This window comes from uncultured Sulfitobacter sp., assembly GCF_947497275.1.
In the GTDB taxonomy this organism is placed as follows: Bacteria; Pseudomonadota; Alphaproteobacteria; order Rhodobacterales; family Rhodobacteraceae; genus Sulfitobacter.
In genome coordinates, this window is the sequence record NZ_CANMFS010000002.1 from 425,773 (window position 1) to 438,267 (window position 12,495).

Sequence of the window (12,495 nt, forward strand, 5' to 3'; positions counted from 1 at the left end):
CACACCCCGCCTTCTGGTCCGTGTACTATCAAACCATCAGATCAGAACAGGTCGACTTCCGATCCCTTTTGCGACGCGACACCGAGCAGATCAAAGACATATTGCGCGCTCGAACGGAAACAGATCAGACGCACGACATCTTCTTCGGGCATCCAGAAAGCCGCGGCCACTTGGCCAAGGCGCGTGCGGCGGAACATGCCCGGTGTGAACACCTCGGGGTGCAGATCGACGGGCGCCAGTTTTGCCATCACCTCGCGTACCCGTGCGCCGCGCAGCTCGAATACGGCCCGCGCGTCGGAGACATTGACCGCCAGCGCGTGATGTTTTGCCAGCTTGCCATTAAGATCGCCCAGCTTGCCGGCGACATCGTCGTATCGGCACAGGATCAACAACTCATCCGGGGACATCCACGCAATGCCGCGGTCCAGTTCCATCAGGCATCGGCCTTGGTTCGGAATATTGACGCCGCCCGCGGCAATCGCGGCCTTCTGGAACGGCTTGGCCGACAGATCGCCGCGCAGGGTGATCATGCCAACCGGCCCGATTTCGCAGATCGAAACCAGACCTTCGGAGTTGGTCGCGTGGTGCAGGGCGGAAACAGGGTCAGACATCTTGCTTGGTCCCTTCTTTGTCGTAGAACACCGGATCGACGATTTTCGCCTGATAGGTCTTGCCGTCCGTTCCGGGGAAATCAAGCACCTCGCCCATCCGGTCGGGACCGTGCAACACGAGGCCCATCGCGATGCCCTTGTCCAGCGTCGGAGAATGATAGCTGGACGTCACGCGACCGATCATATTGCGCTGGCCGTTCTCGTTCTTGCCTTCACCCACGGCATAGGCGCCATCGGGCAGTGTCGATCCATCGACGGTTTCGAGGCCCACCAGCTTCCAACGGTCGGGATCTGCCATATGCGACCGTTCCTGTGCGCGTTTGCCCAGATAATCGTCCTTTTTCTTCGACAACGCCCAGTGCAGCCCAAGATCCTGTGGGATCACGGTGCCGTCAGTCTCGTCGCCGATCATGATGAACCCCTTCTCGGCGCGCAGGATGTGCAACGCCTCGGTGCCGTAGGGCGCGGCCCCCAAATCCGCGCCCACCGCCAGCAGCGTATCCCACAACGCCTGTCCGTGGCTCGCGTCAACCGCAATCTCGTACGACAGTTCGCCCGAGAAAGAGATCCGGTAGATCCGCACGGCATAACCGCCAAGCGTGCCTTCCGCCCATTCCATGAACCCAAGCGCCTCTTTCGAGACATCCACCCCGCCCAGACGCTCAAGTGCTTTCCGCGCGTTCGGACCAACCACTGCGATCTGGGCGTATTGTTCCGTCACGTTGGCGACGTAGACTTGCCAGTCCCACCACTCGGTCTGGAGCCATTCCTCCATATGGGCGTGAATCCGTTCGGCGCCGCCGGTGGTGGTGTGGCACAGCCAGGTGTCGTCGTCGATGCGCGCCACGACGCCGTCGTCGATCAGGAACCCGTTGTCGTTGCACATCAGCCCATAGCGGCACTTGCCGGGCTTCAGCGTGCTCATCATGTTGGTGTAGAGCATGTCGAGAAACTTGCCCGCGTCCGGCCCCTTGACGATGATCTTGCCCAGCGTGGACGCATCAAGCAAGCCCAATTTCTGCCGCGTGTTGGTCACTTCGCGCATCACCGCGTCACGGGTGCTTTCGCCCTCGCGCTTGTACGCATAGGGACGACGCCACTGGCCGACCGGCTCCCACTGCGCGCCGTTTGCGTCGTGCCAGTCGTGCAGCGGTGTCCGGCGCACGGGCTGGAACACCGCATCGCGCGCCTCGCCCGCGATCGCGCCCATCGAAATCGGGTGGTACGGCGGTCGGAAAGTGGTGGTGCCGACCGCAGGAATATCCTCGTTCAAAGCACCAGCGAGTACCGCCAAACCATTAATGTTGCTCAATTTTCCCTGATCCGTGGCCATACCCAACGTGGTATACCGCTTTGCGTGCTCGACCGAGACGAAGCCCTCTTGCGCGGCAAGCCGCACATCCGACACCTTGACGTCGTTCTGGTAATCCAGCCAAGCCTTCTCGCGCAGCTTCACGCTGGCCCCCTGCGGCATCAGCCACACCGGCGCCATCGGAGCCTCTTCGCGGCGCTCGCCCTTGGGCGCCGCCACCGCGCGCGGCAGCTTCAACCCCAGCGTGCGCGTCACCCCGTCGGCTGCTGCAAAGGCATCGTTGAGCACATCGTCGAGCTGGAACATGCCCGACGCCGCACCGGCGGTGGTTACGAACTGAGCCCCGTCCGCCCCCAGCGGCGGATGATCGGGGTGCGGGCTGAAACAGGCGTTGCCGGTGTCCCAGCGCAGCTTGCCACCGCAGTGAGACCACAGGTGCACTACCGGCGACCAACCGCCCGACATCGCAACCGCGTCGCATGCAATCTCTTCAAGCACGGCCCCCGCGCCCGCCTGACTGCACACGGCAACGCCGGTCACGCGCTTGACGCCCTTCACCGACGAGATCGCATGCCCCATCAGCACGCGAATGCCCAACGCCTTCGCCTGGGCCATGAGTTCGCTGTCTTGGGGCAACACGCGCGCATCAAGGATCGCGGGCACGTCGAGACCCGCATGTTTCAGGGCTATGGCGGTCAGATAGGCATCATCGTTGTTGGTGACAACGACGGTCCGGTCGCCGACCGACACGCCCCAGTTAACCACATAATCGCGCATCGCCGCGGCCAGCATCACGCCCGGAATGTCGTTTCCGGCAAAGCTCAGCGGTCGTTCAAGCGCGCCCGTCGCCGTGATGATGTGGCGCGCGCGCACCCGCCAGAGCCGGTGGCGCGGTCCATCCAGATCCGGCGCGTGATCGGTCAGCCGCTCGTACCCCAGCACATAGCCGTGGTCATAGACCCCCGCGCCCATCGTGCGGGTGCGCAAGGTCACGTTCTCCATCCCTGCAAGCTCCGTCAGGGTCGCATCGATCCAGTCCTGCGCGGGCGCGCCGTCAATCTCACCGCGGTCGACGGGCGTGCGACCGCCCCAGTGGGCGTATTGTTCCATCACGATGACACGCGCGCCGGTCAGCGCCGCCGCGCGCGCTGCCTCCAGTCCCGCGACACCGCCGCCGATGACCAGAACGTCGCAGAACGCGTGAACGTGCTCGTAGGTGTCGCCGTCACGCTCTTTGGGCGCTTTGCCAAGGCCCGCCGAGTGCCGGATGAACGGCTCGTAGACATGCTTCCACAGCGGGCGCGGATGGATGAACATCTTGTAATAAAAGCCCGCCGGCAGGAAGCGGCTGAGGTATTTGTTGATCGCGCCCACGTCGAATTCAAGGCTGGGCCAGTGGTTCTGGCTTTCGGCGTAAAGATCCTCGAAAAGCTCCGTGGTGGTGACACGCGCGTTCGGCTCAAAGCGGTCGCCGCGCCCTAGATTGACCAGCCCGTTCGGCTCTTCGGGGCCAGCCGCCACCACGCCGCGCGGGCGGTGGTATTTGAACGACCGGCCCACCAGCATCTGGTCATTCGCCAGCAGCGCGGAGGCCAGCGTATCGCCCTCGTAGCCGCGCATCTCTGTGCCGTTGAAACGGAACGACAGGGCGTTGGATTTGTTCAACAGGCGGCCGCCTGTGGCGAGACGGGTGCTCATATGCGGGTCTCCGGTGAAGAATAGGAGGAAAGGAAGGGCGCGCGCACGATCAGGCGCCCTCGCGCCAGCCGGGGCGTTTGGCGTCGATCAGCTCCAACAGGTCTGCGGGCGGCTCGGTGGTTTGCGCAGGATAGGTGCCGAACACCTCCAGCGTCACGGTATCGCGCGCCATGAGGAACCACTTACCGCAACCGTACTGGTGCCGCCAACGTTCAAAATGCACCCCCTTGGGGTTCTTGCGCATGAACAGATAGGTTTCCATGTCGTCATCCGAGGAACCGACGGTATGACGCGTGATATGCGCCTCGCCGTGGGCGTGGAATTCGGTTTCCTCGGCGGTGACGCCGCAGCAGGGACAGGATACGATCAGCATTAGGGTTTCCTCAGTTAAAACTCAAGACTAGGGAAATCACTCCCGAAATGAGAACGAGCAGCAGAGTTGAATTCTTGAAGCAAAAGCTTCGCCTCTTTCCTATCTTTTTCAAAATACTCTACTAGTGAGCCAATAATTTGATTAACGCTACCTGCCTTTACTTCGTCTAATAGCTTATCAGTGCCCTCAAGGTTGAAAGTAAATCCTCCTCCATCGACCGACGTGATATGGCTTTCTAAAAAGACATCGTACTCTTCCCGTGCTCTATTGAAACGCGTAAGGGCAACATCCGCATGCAGAGCTCTAAACTGCAACTCGTAAATCCTTGATGCAAGTCCACCATCGGAATCTAGTAGAAACTTGAGGTCTTCGCTTGTAACTAGTTCGAAGAGGGTCCCTGCGCTCACGATCGGCCTCACAAAAGCGGCGGGTTCAAGCGACGGATTTGGTCCGCCGAACTCATTGAATGCGGAATCAAGCACCTGCGCATTTTTTTCTATGAAGTTATATGTAGACAGCAATTTATAGAATGCGTGATAAGCTCGATTGGCTTCAGCTTTACGGATTTCCTTCGTCCGTTGATGGCTAGCAGTCCATGTTGCGAGAGAAAACACCGATACTGAGCTTACTAAGGATATTCCGCCTCCTAGGAGAATTGGCCAGACTGTCGCCGAGTCCATCAGTGTGCCACCCCCGCCGCAACCGACTCATCAATAAACCGCCCTTCGGTGAACCGCTCCAATCCGAACGCGTCTATCAGCGGTGAGCGGCCCTTGGCCATCAGTTCGGCCATCGCCCAGCCGGATCCGGGAATCGCCTTGAACCCGCCTGTGCCCCAGCCGCAGTTAATGAAGATACCGTCGACGGGTGTCTTGCTGAGGATCGGGGAGCGGTCGCCGGTGACGTCCACGATGCCGCCCCATTGGCGCAGCATCTTGAGCCGCGACACCATCGGGAATGTCTCGATCAGCGCGCGCACGGTTTCCTCGATGTGGTGGAAACTGCCGCGCTGGGTGTAGTTGTTGTAGCCGTCGGTGCCACCGCCGATGACCATCTCGCCCTTGTCAGACTGGCTCATGTACCCGTGGACTGTGTTGGCCATCACGACCACGTCCATGCAGGGCTTGATCGGCTCTGACACCAGCGCCTGAAGCGCCACGGATTCGATCGGCAGACGAAAGCCCGCCAGATCGGCCAGATGCCCCGAATGCCCCGCCACGACCATGCCGACCTTGTCACAGGCGATGTCGCCGCGCGTGGTCTGCACGCCGGTGACCTTGCCGCCAGACGTCTGCACGCCGGTGACTTCGCATTTCTGGATGATATCCATACCCATGTCCGAGCACGCCCGGGCGTACCCCCACGCGACCGCATCGTGACGCGCCGTGCCGCCGCGCGCCTGCCACAGCCCGCCCAGCACCGGATAGCGCGGCCCCGACAGATTGATGATCGGCACCAGCTCCTTGACCTTTTCGGGGCCGATGAACTCCGTGGTGACGCCTTGCAGCATGTTGGCATGGGCCGTGCGCTTGTATCCGCGCACCTCGTGTTCAGTCTGCGCCAGCATGATTACGCCGCGCGGGCTGAACATGACGTTGTAATTCAGATCCTGGCTCATCGTCTCGTAGAGCGAGAGGGATTTCTCGTAGATCGCCGCCGACGGATCCTGAAGGTAGTTCGAGCGGATGATGGTGGTGTTGCGCCCGGTGTTGCCACCGCCAAGCCAGCCCTTTTCGATCACCGCGACATTGGTGATGCCGAAATTCTTGCCAAGGTAATATGCCGTGGCAAGGCCGTGCCCGCCTGCCCCGACGATCACAACGTCATAGCGTTTCTTCGGTGCCGCATCGCGCCATGCACGGGTCCAGCCGGTGTGGTGGCGCATCGCTTCGCGCGCCACGGCAAATACGGAATATTTCTTCATCGCAGGTGTCCCCGGTGTGGCTGTGGGATGGATTCGGGCGCGCGCCGGCGCTGTGGCTTCTTCATGGGGGAGCCGCCAGAAATGAGGATACTCCGCGCGGCATTACGTATCAGGTTTACGACATCCGCCGCAATCACCGACATCACATCGGGGCTATTCGTCGCGCAGGCAGCTTTGAACCCTTTTGCTAACCCCGCCGGCACGGTAAAGGGGGCGCAGACTATAAAGGTGATTTCATGCTGAGTTTCTGGGCCGCCGCGACGGTGATGACTTTGATGGTTGCGGGCGTTCTCGTACAGGCGGTCGTGCGTGGGCGCGACCGTGCCCCGGGGTCGCGTGCGGCGTCCGATGTGGAGGTCTACCGCGCCCAGATCGACGAGATCGAACGCGACGTCGCGCGCGGTGTGATCGATCCGGCGGACGCGGAGCGGGTCCATGCGGAAATCGCACGCCGGTTGCTGAGTGCTGACAAGGCGCTTGCACAGGAAAAAGCGGCGTCGGGCCGTGCGCCGGTCGTCGCGGCGCTCGCGCTCATCGTGCTCGGCGTCGTGGGCAGTGTCGGTGCCTACTGGTGGATCGGCGCGCCCGGCTATGGCGACATGGCGCTGAAAGACCGGATCGCCTATGCCGAGGAGTTGCGCCAATCGCGCCCCGATCAGGCGGCGGCGGAAGCCTCGCTGCCAGATGCAGCCCTGCCCGGGAACATCGAACCGCGCTATGCCGAGTTGATGGAGCGACTGCGCGAAACGGTTTCGGAGCGCCCTGACGATTTGCAAGGTCATGTGCTTCTGGCACAGCAGGAGCGGCGGCTTGGCAATTACAGGGCTGCGAAAGAAGCGCAGGGCGAGGTGCTTCGGCTGAAGGCGGATGCGGTCACGGCGGAAGATCTGGCGTCCTTTGGTGAGTTGCAGGTTCTGGCGGCGGGCGGGTATGTCTCGCCCGAGGCCGAAATGAGCCTGCGCGCCGCCCTGGTTCAGGATCGTAAAAACGGAACGGCGCGGTATTATTTAGGGCTGATGCTGTTGCAGACCGGCAGGCCGGATCAGGCGTTCCGTATCTGGGGCGCATTGCTGCGGGCAGGCCCCGAAGACGCCCCATGGATCGCGCCAATCCTTACCCAGATCGAGGAACTCGCCCGGCTTGCCGGTGTGCGCTATTCCATCCCTGCAATCGGTGGCGGCACCGCTCCCGGCCCCAGCGCCGAGCAGGTGGCAGATGCCGAGAACATGACACCCGCCGAACGGATGGAGATGATCGGGTCGATGGTCGCGGGACTGTCGGACCGGTTGGCGACCGAGGGCGGACCGGCGACCGACTGGGCGCGGCTGATCGCCTCGCTGGGTGTGTTGGGCGAACGCCAGCGCGCCGCCGCGATCCACGCCAATGCCGTGGAGGTTTTCGCAACCGACGCGGGCGCGCTCGATCTCATCAACGAAGCGGGCCGCCGTGCGGGAGTGATCGATTGATCCACGAAACAACGGAAGAATTCGCCGCAAACCTGCCGCCGATGCAGGCACTAATCGGCCTCGATCTGGGGGAAAAGACGATTGGCGTGGCGGTTACTGACAGCTTTTTGTCCGTGGCCACACCGCTTGAGACAGTACGCCGAAAGAAGTTCGGGCTCGACGCCGCGCGGCTGACCGAGATCATTGCGGGCCGTGCCATCGGTGGCCTGGTTCTTGGTCTGCCGTTCAACATGGACGGCTCAGAGGGTCCGCGCTGCCAGTCCACCCGCGCGTTCGCGCGCAATTTTGCGCGGCTGCATCCGGATCTGCCTATCGGGTATTGGGATGAACGATTGTCGACGGTTGCTGCGGAACGCGCGCTGCTGGAGGCGGATACGACCCGCAAACGTCGCGCGCAGGTGATCGACCACGTTGCGGCAGCCTATATCCTGCAGGGTGTATTGGACAGGCTGCGGATCTTGCGCAATACCTGAACAGAAATCGGCGGTCGGGGACCGTACGGAAGGGGAACCGGAATGAGCGACGACATCTGGAAGCGCGATGAAGTGGAAAGCCCTTGTATCAAGATCTGCGTAGTGCATCCCGAAAGCCGGTTGTGCACCGGATGCCTGCGGTCGATAGACGAGATCGGCGCTTGGTCGCGGATGACGCCGGACGCCCGGCGGGCCGTCATGGACGCCCTGCCCGCGCGTGCGGAGACATTTTCAAAGCGGCGCGGCGGACGTGCGGCGCGGCTGGCCGCACGCGACCGCTAGGGATCAGTGCTCGCTCAGTAACGGTGTCCTCCGTGAAGGCTCTCCGAGCAGCGCCACCGCAGCGCCCCGCCGCTGGTGGCGCGGGAACTGCACGACACCGGGGGCTCGCGCACAGTTCGACGCGACCGCGTCGGTCGCGCGCGCAAAGGCTGTCGATGGCAGGTTAAGGGCGGGATATTCGGTCATCCGCGTGCAGCGCACATCGAAATAGGCCATACGTCCCATCGGCCCCGTCATAATCCGTGTCATCTCATACCTCTCTCGCGTGCGAATCCGCCCCGCGTGTGGGGGGACCTTGAGCGCGAAGATGACAACGGCATTAGGCGACAATGTGGCAAAGCTTGGTCCATTGTAAGCCCCGGCGAAACGGTTTTGCGCAGCTCTGCCTCAGGGATCGGCGAGCCACGCACCGGCGCCGGTCGGAAATTCGGGACGAAAGAAAGCAACCATACGTCCGTCCCCGGTGGGATCGCTCAGACCGTCCGGCCATGGATCGGTACCGTGCAGGGCAAAGCGGTGGATCAGCGCCGCCTGCCCCGGTCCGACACACAGCGGCACCTTTTCGCACATGTCGAAGACGCGGCGCCGCGCGTCCTGGTAGGCCTCGGTCACATCGGTTTGCGCGGGCGGGCGGTCGGTTATGGCACGGCGCAGCGCATCTCGCATGATCAGGTGACTGCCGCGCCACACGACCGTGGGCGCGACCGTACAGTCATTAAGCGGCACCGACAGGATGTAGGCGTGGTATTCGCGCGCGAAGCGACGCTTGTTCGGCCCGATCGGCAAAATGCCGTCTACATGCGCCGCCGCCCGATCGCGCCGAAACCGGTGATTGGCATCACTCTGCGACGGATCCTGCCGTGGATATCCGGGATAGATGATCGACACCTGCGCGCGGTGCAATGCCAGGTTCGGAACGCTGGTCTGCCAGGGCCCGACAAGCGGCACACCGGCGGTGGCGCCGGAGGTTTCGTTTGGCAAGGCATCGATACCGACAAACCAAGTGCGCTGATGGCGCAGGTTTTCCGGTCCGCGCCACGCAGGATCTCGCGCGATACCGGCCGCAACCCGATACGCCGCCTCCGCCCAACGCCGGACGCGGGTATCTGACTTGAATACCGCAAATCCATCCTGCGCCAGCGCGGCCCTCACCCCATCAACGCCTTGCGCAGCATGTTCAGCGCCACAAGCACCAGAAACACCGCGAACACCCGTTTCAGCGGCTTGGGGTCCATCGCATGTGCCAGTTTCGCCCCCAGTGGTGCGGTGATCAACGTCATCGCGATTACCAGAATGAACGCTACCAGATTGACGGACCCGATGGTCAGTGGTGGTCGCGTCGCAGGATCCATCCCGACAAAAAGGAAGCCAATGACCGATGGCACCGCAATCAGAACCCCGAAGCCTGCTGCCGTGGCTACGGCCCGGTGAATCGGCGTGTTATAGAGGGTCATCAACGGCACACCGAAACTGCCGCCTCCGATCCCCATCAGAACCGACAGAAACCCGACGACAGGCGACAAGGCGGCGCGGATCGCCCCTTTGGGCATTGCCTGTCCCAACCGCCATTCCGACCGGCCAAACCCCATGTAAAGACCGATGACCAGCGCGAGAACCCCAAAAATCGCCTGTAAGGTGTTCGACCGCAGGCTCGATACCGTCAGCATCCCGATGACCGCGCCAATAACGATTCCCGGTGCCCAGGTACGCAGGATCTGCCAGTCGACTGCGCCCTTCTTGTTGTGGGACAGCACGGACCGGACCGAGGTGACGATGATCGTCGCAAGCGATGTCGCCAAGCACATCTGCATCAGTTCCGCCCCGCCGTAGTCCAGCGTCTGGAATGCGTAAAAGAATGCCGGAACCAGAACGATCCCGCCACCCACACCCAGCAGTCCTGCAAGCAGGCCCGCAAACGCCCCGATAACGAGGAGAAGCAGGGCCATTTGGATCAGAAGCATCGTTTCGGGCATGTGCATGGTCCTCGGCATCGGGGGAATGGTGCCGCTGTGCTACACCGCCCGCGCGGCCTGTGCCAGCGCGGTTTGCGCCTCGACCTGTTCAAGCGCCTCGAGAACCAGGCCGCTGCCCGCCCCGTCGCGTTGCGCCCCTTCGGACAGGATCCGCCGCCACAGCCGCGCGCCCGGGCGTCCGGCAAACAGACCCAGCATGTGCCGCGTGACCTGGGCAAGTTTGCCTCCCGATGCAAGGTGCGCCTCGATATAAGGCAGCATGGCACGGACGACGTCCTCCGGCGTCGTATCCGCGCCAGTACCAAAGATGCGCCTGTCCGTCTGACACAGGATCTCTGACGGCTGGTGGTAAGCAGCCCGTCCGATCATCACCCCGTCCAGTCCCGCATCCAGAAACGCCTCGGCAGCATCGAGTGTCGCGATACCGCCGTTCACGGAAATATGCAGGTTCGGAAACATACCTTTCATCCGGTGAACAAGATCGTAATCGAGCGGCGGAATATCCCGGTTCTCCTTCGGGCTCAGACCGTCAAGCCACGCCTTGCGCGCATGAATACTCACACGCGCGATCCCGGTGCCGACCATCCGACTGAGAAACTCGGGCAGCACCACTTCGGGATCCTGATCGTCGACCCCGATACGGCATTTCACAGTGACCTCGACGTCGACAGCGCGCATCATTGCTCCCACGCAGCGGGCGACAAGAGCTGGATCCTTCATCAACACGGCCCCGAATGCGCCTGACTGCACGCGGTCCGACGGACAACCGACGTTAAGATTGATCTCGTCATACCCCGCCTCGGCCCCCAAGCGTGCAGCCTCGGCCAATTCGGCCGGATCTGAGCCGCCCAATTGCAGGGCGACCGGATGCTCGACGGGATCATGATCGAGCAGATGCAAAGCGCCCCCGCGCACCAGCGCAGGCGCTGTCACCATTTCTGTATAAAGCAACGCCCGCACGCTCATTTGCCGATGCAGATACCGGCAGTGCCGGTCCGTCCAGTCCATCATCGGCGCGACCGCCAAAAGGGGCATATTGAAATTATTGTATTTTTTATTTTTATCAGCCATTTATCGCTCAATCCTCAAGCCCGTTCCTGTCTCATTTGTTGTAAATCGCGCCCATTTCGGGTAGGATTTACAACAAATGTTGTAACTTGGGCCAAATGTTGTAACCCCATGGGTACCATCATCAAGCGAAAGCGCAAAGACGGCACTGTAGCCTGGCTCGCCCAGATCGCCGTTCGGCGGGCTGGAAAAACCGTCTGGCGCGAGAACCGGACCTTCGAGCTGCGCTCGACCGCCGCGGCTTGGATCGAGAAGCGCGAGAAGGACCTCGCCAAGCCCGGGGCCCTCGAAAACCTGCCCATCGGAGAGACCCGCCGCCGCGAAGTGACCCTCGGCGACGCCATCGACAAATATGTGGAAGACAGCGCGAAGGCAATCGGTCGGACCAAAGCGCAGGTGCTGAAAAGCATCAAGGAGTTCGACATCGCGAACAAGCTCTGTGCCCAGATCGACAGCGCCGACATCGTGGCCTTCGCCAAGGAGAAGCTGAATACCGGTGTCTCGCCGCAAACCGTGTCGAATTACCTCTCTCATCTGAGCGCGGTCTTCACGGTGGCCGGTCCGGCCTGGAACTATCCTCTGGACGAGCGCGCGATGCGCAATGCGATGATTGTCGCGAAGAAGCTGGGGCTGACCCAGAAGAGCCGCCACCGCGACCGGCGTCCGACGCTGGACGAACTCGAGCAGTTGATGGCGCATTTCCTCGACCGCTCGATCCGTCGCCCCTCCTCCGTCCCGATGCATCGCATCATCGCTTTCGCGATCTTCTCGACCCGGCGGCAGGAAGAGATCACCCGGATCAAATGGGCGGATCTCGACAAGGAGGGCAAACGCGTCCTCGTGCGCGACATGAAGAACCCCGGAGAGAAGATTGGCAACGACGTCTGGTGCGACCTGCCCGATCCGGCACTGGCGATCATCGAGGCGATGCCCAAACACGCGAGCCAGATCTTCCCGTATTCCACCGACGCGATCAGCGCTGCGTTCACTCGGGCAACGCAATTTCTGGGGATCGAGGATCTGCGCTTCCATGACCTGAGGCACGAGGGCGTCTCGCGGCTGTTCGAGATCGGCTACAACGTTCCACACGCGGCTGCTGTTTCCGGCCACCGGTCATGGACGTCGCTCAAGCGCTACACCCACTTGCGCCAAACCGGCGACAAGTTCGCAGACTGGGCCTGGAATGCGGAAGTTACCACGCGGGATCCAAGGCAGCGCAAGAGAAACCCCGCGCGGCCGGGTTCTACAGCCAAACTTCGGACAAGACCGGTTCGACGCCCCGGAGAAGATACATGAGCATCGTCCCTTAAAATTA

At 62.1% G+C, this 12,495-nt stretch carries 13 protein-coding genes; 4 read left to right on the forward strand and 9 right to left on the reverse strand.

The features are described 5' to 3' along the window. Window positions 1-41: 41 nt before the first annotated feature. From Q1A06_RS06030 to Q1A06_RS06050, 5 genes are read right to left on the reverse strand one after another with little or no spacing between them, the layout of a single operon-like run. The gene (locus Q1A06_RS06030) at window positions 42-611 is read right to left on the reverse strand and encodes a sarcosine oxidase subunit gamma family protein (protein WP_299560002.1); all 570 of its coding nucleotides are present in this window, start codon (window positions 609-611) and stop codon (window positions 42-44) included. Further along, complete coding sequence (locus Q1A06_RS06035) at window positions 604-3,621, reverse strand: sarcosine oxidase subunit alpha family protein (RefSeq protein WP_299560005.1); 3,018 nt, start codon at window positions 3,619-3,621, stop codon at window positions 604-606. Before Q1A06_RS06035 ends, Q1A06_RS06030 begins: the two co-directional genes overlap by 8 nt. A gap of 49 nt (window positions 3,622-3,670) precedes the next feature. Beyond that, window positions 3,671-3,994, reverse strand: coding sequence for a sarcosine oxidase subunit delta (locus tag Q1A06_RS06040; RefSeq protein ID WP_299560008.1), 324 nt, complete (start codon window positions 3,992-3,994; stop codon window positions 3,671-3,673). A 14-nt stretch (window positions 3,995-4,008) separates the two neighbouring features. Further along, window positions 4,009-4,674 (reverse strand): hypothetical protein, encoded by a 666-nt coding sequence (locus Q1A06_RS06045; RefSeq protein ID WP_299560010.1) that lies wholly within the window; start codon window positions 4,672-4,674, stop codon window positions 4,009-4,011. Next, the gene (locus Q1A06_RS06050) at window positions 4,674-5,918 is read right to left on the reverse strand and encodes a sarcosine oxidase subunit beta family protein (RefSeq protein ID WP_299560013.1); all 1,245 of its coding nucleotides are present in this window, start codon (window positions 5,916-5,918) and stop codon (window positions 4,674-4,676) included. The genes Q1A06_RS06045 and Q1A06_RS06050 overlap by 1 nt, the downstream gene beginning before the upstream one ends. 236 nt (window positions 5,919-6,154) lie before the next feature. On the opposite strand from Q1A06_RS06050, the gene ccmI reads away from it, so the two are divergent. From ccmI to Q1A06_RS06065, 3 genes are read left to right on the forward strand one after another with little or no spacing between them, the layout of a single operon-like run. Next, complete coding sequence (ccmI, locus tag Q1A06_RS06055; protein ID WP_299560016.1) at window positions 6,155-7,384, forward strand: c-type cytochrome biogenesis protein CcmI; 1,230 nt, start codon at window positions 6,155-6,157, stop codon at window positions 7,382-7,384. Beyond that, window positions 7,381-7,857 (forward strand): Holliday junction resolvase RuvX, encoded by a 477-nt coding sequence (gene ruvX, locus Q1A06_RS06060; protein ID WP_299560019.1) that lies wholly within the window; start codon window positions 7,381-7,383, stop codon window positions 7,855-7,857. Before ccmI ends, ruvX begins: the two co-directional genes overlap by 4 nt. Before the next feature lie 42 nt (window positions 7,858-7,899). Further along, window positions 7,900-8,139 carry a DUF1289 domain-containing protein gene (locus Q1A06_RS06065; RefSeq protein ID WP_299560022.1) on the forward strand — a complete coding sequence of 80 codons (240 nt, stop codon included), beginning with the start codon at window positions 7,900-7,902 and terminating at the stop codon, window positions 8,137-8,139. Window positions 8,140-8,142: 3 nt separating this feature from the next. On the opposite strand, the gene Q1A06_RS06070 is transcribed toward Q1A06_RS06065, so the two are convergent. The 4 genes from Q1A06_RS06070 to dusA form a co-directional block, all read right to left on the reverse strand. Next, entirely contained in the window at window positions 8,143-8,388 is a 246-nt protein-coding gene (locus tag Q1A06_RS06070; protein ID WP_299560025.1) for a hypothetical protein, read from the reverse strand. 138 nt (window positions 8,389-8,526) lie between these two features. Next, window positions 8,527-9,291: a hypothetical protein gene (locus Q1A06_RS06075; RefSeq protein WP_299560028.1), complete on the reverse strand. Its 765-nt coding sequence runs from the start codon at window positions 9,289-9,291 to the stop codon at window positions 8,527-8,529. Then, window positions 9,288-10,112, reverse strand: a complete 825-nt coding sequence (locus Q1A06_RS06080) for a sulfite exporter TauE/SafE family protein (protein WP_299560031.1) — start codon at window positions 10,110-10,112, stop codon at window positions 9,288-9,290. Before Q1A06_RS06080 ends, Q1A06_RS06075 begins: the two co-directional genes overlap by 4 nt. Window positions 10,113-10,151: 39 nt before the next feature. Beyond that, a complete protein-coding gene (dusA, locus tag Q1A06_RS06085) occupies window positions 10,152-11,183 on the reverse strand; it encodes a tRNA dihydrouridine(20/20a) synthase DusA (protein ID WP_299560034.1) in 1,032 nt (343 codons plus the stop codon). A gap of 108 nt (window positions 11,184-11,291) precedes the next feature. Between dusA and Q1A06_RS06090 the strand changes: the two genes are divergently transcribed. Continuing rightward, a complete protein-coding gene (locus tag Q1A06_RS06090) occupies window positions 11,292-12,476 on the forward strand; it encodes a site-specific integrase (RefSeq protein WP_299560037.1) in 1,185 nt (394 codons plus the stop codon). The last annotated feature ends 19 nt before the right edge of the window (window positions 12,477-12,495 follow it).

What these genes read in the sequence shown, in the direction of transcription:
- Q1A06_RS06030 (WP_299560002.1), bottom strand. Translation starts at nt 611, where the DNA reads ATGTCTGACCCTGTTTCCGCCCTGCACCACGCGACCAACTCCGAAGGT.
- Q1A06_RS06065 (WP_299560022.1), top strand. Translation starts at nt 7,900, where the DNA reads ATGAGCGACGACATCTGGAAGCGCGATGAAGTGGAAAGCCCTTGTATC.
- Q1A06_RS06080 (WP_299560031.1), bottom strand. Translation starts at nt 10,112, where the DNA reads ATGCCCGAAACGATGCTTCTGATCCAAATGGCCCTGCTTCTCCTCGTT.
- Q1A06_RS06050 (WP_299560013.1), bottom strand. Translation starts at nt 5,918, where the DNA reads ATGAAGAAATATTCCGTATTTGCCGTGGCGCGCGAAGCGATGCGCCAC.
- ccmI (WP_299560016.1), top strand. Translation starts at nt 6,155, where the DNA reads ATGCTGAGTTTCTGGGCCGCCGCGACGGTGATGACTTTGATGGTTGCG.
- dusA (WP_299560034.1), bottom strand. Translation starts at nt 11,183, where the DNA reads ATGGCTGATAAAAATAAAAAATACAATAATTTCAATATGCCCCTTTTG.
- Q1A06_RS06070 (WP_299560025.1), bottom strand. Translation starts at nt 8,388, where the DNA reads ATGACACGGATTATGACGGGGCCGATGGGACGTATGGCCTATTTCGAT.
- Q1A06_RS06035 (WP_299560005.1), bottom strand. Translation starts at nt 3,621, where the DNA reads ATGAGCACCCGTCTCGCCACAGGCGGCCGCCTGTTGAACAAATCCAAC.
- Q1A06_RS06040 (WP_299560008.1), bottom strand. Translation starts at nt 3,994, where the DNA reads ATGCTGATCGTATCCTGTCCCTGCTGCGGCGTCACCGCCGAGGAAACC.
- Q1A06_RS06090 (WP_299560037.1), top strand. Translation starts at nt 11,292, where the DNA reads ATGGGTACCATCATCAAGCGAAAGCGCAAAGACGGCACTGTAGCCTGG.
- Q1A06_RS06045 (WP_299560010.1), bottom strand. Translation starts at nt 4,674, where the DNA reads ATGGACTCGGCGACAGTCTGGCCAATTCTCCTAGGAGGCGGAATATCC.